The following is a 2,567-nucleotide window of genomic DNA, read 5'->3' on the forward strand; positions in this document are numbered from 1 at the left end:
CGCCTCACCCAGCGGGCGCTGGACCGCACGGTGTGGCCGCCGCTGGTCGGCGGCTGCCATGTGGCGCGGGACCCGGTCGGCGCGCTGCGCCGGGCGGGGTTCGAGCTCGGCCCCTACCGGCGGACGCTGATGCCGGACAAGGGGCCGGCGCTGCCCACCTCGTACTGCGTCACGGGCACCGCGTGGCGGCCGCCGGGCGACGCGGCGGCCGACGGGAGCTGATCACTCGCACCAGCGGCGCAGCTCGGCGGCGATGTCGTCCACGGTCGCCTCGCCGTCCTTGACCAGGCGGGCCAGATCGCGCACCTGCTCCGGCGAGGTGACGACCTTCAGACCGCCGGCGACGAGGTAGGCGTACGCGACGGCGGAGGCGAACAGGGCGTTGGAGCGCTCCAGCGCGGGGATGTGGATCAGCAGCTGGAGGAGCGCGGCGGCGCGGGCGTGCGGGCTGTCGTAGACGGGGACGTCGAATATCTCGGCCTCGTGGCGTGCGACGGCGGCGACGAGGGCACCCCAGTCGGTGACCTGGGGGTCTCCCGGGGTCTGCCGCTCGGCGAGCATGAGCAGCCACGCGAGGTCGATGCGCAGGTCGTCCAACGGCTCAGCGGCGGCCTTCGCGCGCGCCTTCGCGTTCCTTGCCGAATTCTTCGGCGAAGACGCTCTCGTACCGCTTCATGAAGTCGGCGGCGGCCTCGACGAAGGCGCGGCCCGCCTCGCCGGTGTCCTGCCGGACCAGTTCCTCGATGTAGCGGTTCACGCTCATCCCGCGCGCCAGGGCACGTTCCCGTGCCGCGCGGGCGGTGCCCTCGTCCACGCGCACGTTCAGCTGGGTCTTCGCCATCCCTCGAAGCTAGCGCCGGGGTGCTAGCGGCGGCAAGTGCCGCGGCGGGGCCGGGGAACGCGAAGAACGTGCCCCTTACATCGGTGGCGGGGCCTGCACCCGCGGGGGATACCGGCTGTGGGCCGGATCACACTACCCTCGGCGCGACGAGCACGACCTGACGTCCACTCGGAGGAGGCGGCCTTGTCCACACCTGCTGCGGAGCACGCCCCGGGGCTCGCGCCGGCCGACGGGGTCGCGGCCCGCGCCCGCGGCCTGACCAAGGCGTACGGATCGGGCGAGACGACCGTGCTCGCCCTGGACTCGGTGGACGTGGACGTCGTGCGCGGACGGTTCACCGCGGTCATGGGGCCGTCAGGGTCCGGGAAATCCACGCTCATGCACTGTCTGGCGGGGCTCGACACCGTTTCCGCCGGACAGGTGTGGCTGGGAGACACCGAGACGACGGGTCTGAAGGACCGTGAGCTGACCCGGCTGCGGCGGGACCGGATCGGGTTCATGTTCCAGTCCTTCAACCTCATCCCGACGCTGAACGCGCGGGAGAACATCACCCTGCCCATGGACATCGCGGGCCGGAAGGCCGACGAGAATTGGCTGGACCGGGTCATCGACACGCTGGGGCTGCGGGACCGGCTCAAGCACCGGCCCGCGCAGCTGTCGGGCGGTCAGCAGCAGCGCGTGGCCTGCGCACGGGCGCTGGCCTCCCGCCCCGAGCTGATCTTCGCGGACGAGCCGACCGGCAACCTCGACTCCCGCGCGGGGCTCGAGGTGCTCGGCTTTCTGCGCGAGGCCGTGGACGCGCTCGGACAGACCGTCGTGATGGTCACGCACGACCCGGGCGCCGCCGCCCACTCCGACCTGGTGCTCTTCCTCGCGGACGGCCGGATCGTGGACGAGATGCACCGGCCCACGGCGGAGTCGGTGCTGGAGCGGATGAAGCGCTTCGACGTGCTCCGCGCCCCCGCGCACACCGCCGGCGGCCCGGGCGAGCCGACGCCCGGGAAGGACTGACGCCGTGCTGAGGGCGACGCTGCGGAGCTTCCTCGCGCACAAGGGCCGGCTGCTGCTGTCCGCGCTGGCGGACCGCAGCATCGCCATGGACGCGGACTTCGCCGAGGAGCACGGCGTCCGCATGGGCAGCACGCTCCCGGTCGAGTTCCCCGGCGGCCGGAGCACCGAGCTGACCGTGGCCGCCCTCACCGACATGGAGGGCGGTGAGGGCTTCTGAACGCGGGGCGGGCTGGTCTTCGGCATCGCGACGGTCGAGGAGTACGTGCCCGGCGGCCAGGACTCCGCGCTGTACGTCAACGCGGCCGCCGGGACGGGCGTGGACGAGCTGCACGACCGGCTGGAGTCGGTGGTGATCGCCGTGTTCGGCGCGGTGCTGGGACTCGCGCTGGGGCTGGTCCGGGGCCTGTGCGTCCAGCAGGTGCTGGCCCTCCAGGGCATGACCGCCCTCGCCGTCCCCTGGGGCACCGTCGTGGCGGTCGTCATCGGCTCGGCGGTGGTGGGCATCGCGGCAGCCCTCCTGCCGGCCCTGCGGGCGTCCCGGATGAACGTACTGGAGGCCATCGCGCACGAGTAGCCCGCACACGTGCGGGCCCGGACGGACCGGCGGCCCCTTGGGGACGTCGGCCGCCGGTGGCCCCGCCCGGGTACGGGGCCTGCTCCACGGCCGGCGGACCGGCGAGCCGCGGTAGCACCGCGCGCGGGCCCGGGGCTTCCG

The 2,567-nt window shown here is 73.7% G+C and carries 3 protein-coding genes and 2 pseudogenes; 3 read left to right on the forward strand and 2 right to left on the reverse strand.

Going from position 1 to position 2,567, the window contains the following annotated elements:
• Positions 1 to 222 (forward strand): annotated as a pseudogene (locus tag B7767_RS13215) (SAM-dependent methyltransferase); the annotation flags it as partial.
• Here the strand turns inward: B7767_RS13215 and B7767_RS13220 are convergent.
• Both B7767_RS13220 and B7767_RS13225 read right to left on the reverse strand, forming a co-directional pair.
• Positions 223 to 597: a fic family toxin-antitoxin system, toxin component gene (locus B7767_RS13220; RefSeq protein WP_085572359.1), complete on the reverse strand. Its 375-nt coding sequence runs from the start codon at positions 595 to 597 to the stop codon at positions 223 to 225.
• Between the two features lie 4 nt (positions 598 to 601).
• A complete protein-coding gene (locus B7767_RS13225) occupies positions 602 to 841 on the reverse strand; it encodes a toxin-antitoxin system HicB family antitoxin (protein ID WP_085572360.1) in 240 nt (79 codons plus the stop codon).
• Between the two features lie 183 nt (positions 842 to 1,024).
• On the opposite strand from B7767_RS13225, the gene B7767_RS13230 reads away from it, so the two are divergent.
• Complete coding sequence (locus tag B7767_RS13230) at positions 1,025 to 1,852, forward strand: ABC transporter ATP-binding protein (protein WP_085572361.1); 828 nt, start codon at positions 1,025 to 1,027, stop codon at positions 1,850 to 1,852.
• Positions 1,853 to 1,910: 58 nt separating this feature from the next.
• Positions 1,911 to 2,426 (forward strand): annotated as a pseudogene (locus B7767_RS13235) (hypothetical protein); the annotation flags it as partial.
• Positions 2,427 to 2,567 lie beyond the last annotated feature (141 nt).

This window comes from Streptomyces sp. 13-12-16, assembly GCF_002114215.1.
Taxonomy (GTDB): domain Bacteria; phylum Actinomycetota; class Actinomycetes; order Streptomycetales; family Streptomycetaceae; genus Streptomyces.